1 protein-coding gene is annotated in these 1,045 nt (G+C 39.3%); it reads right to left on the reverse strand.

The window, feature by feature from the left end; translation table 11 throughout:
- Positions 1-32 precede the first annotated feature (32 nt).
- The coding region (locus BLS65_RS17840; protein WP_212590602.1) for a hypothetical protein at positions 33-1,045 on the reverse strand (1,013 nt) is incomplete at its 5' end.

Genomic DNA, 1,045 nt, shown 5'->3' on the forward strand with positions numbered 1-1,045 from the left:
TTTATTGGGATGCAGAGGCAATAAATGAATATTTAGAGTTTAGTCGGACAGTAGTGATTCTTTTTCATTGGAGCAGAAGTCAACCAATTATCTACATTAGTAGTAATGGTTGTTTTCATTGATACCGCAGTTTCAGCAAAAATATTTGCTCCTTGTGTCGTACCCTTATAAAAATCTACTCCCTTAAAAAATTCTGATATATCTCCTGTGTGCGACCAACCTGATGATTTCAAATATCGGTATTGCCCCATAATATCCTCAAAGAAACTTCTACCCTCAAGCATTTCTTGTATTGGATATTTTGTACTCCAAATCCCTTTTATGTCGTCAAGTTTCTGCGTAAGTGTTTTATTTACAAAGGATAATAGGTCACTCCCCGCCCCACTAACTGACTTCCCAAGTCTTTTATTGACATAGGCTGTCAATTCTGATGTAAACTTGTTGCCTGTAACATTAAGTCTACGCTTAAGTTTAGCAACTAAAACGGCATATTGAGGCTTTGTTACAACATAAGCACTAAACCCGGTAATTGCACCACTAATACCTGCATTTGCCAATACAGGTGTCCAACTTATCTCTAGTAATACATCTGAAATTCCATTCGCTTTGCCTTCTTTCGTTAATCGTGCAGAAGTAATATCGTACTGTTTTGCTAGTTCAGTAGTCATTCCTTCTGCGGCACCAGCAAAAGCAGCCATTCCAACAGCAAGTTTCTTTACATTTTCACCTGAAGAAAATGCAGGTATAACCGCTGCGGCACAAGAGATACTAGCAGATACACCCGCTTCTTTCCAACTAAAATCCTTGTAATTAGTAACTATGCTAAAATCAGTAAAATTTGGAGCGGTGGTTATGGCATCATCAAAAAACATACTAACCCACGTAACACTATAGTATAGTGCAAAATCTATAGCAGCACCACCAAGGCATTGAGCAATTTGTGCAATATACGCCCCATCCTCCTCCTTCTCAAACATTCCAATGACCACACCGGAGGAGAATAGACAATCCCACTGGTGCTTTACAAGGGTAGCACCGCCCTGTC

It is taken from the genome of Williamwhitmania taraxaci (genome assembly GCF_900096565.1).
Taxonomy (GTDB): Bacteria; Bacteroidota; Bacteroidia; order Bacteroidales; family Williamwhitmaniaceae; genus Williamwhitmania; species Williamwhitmania taraxaci.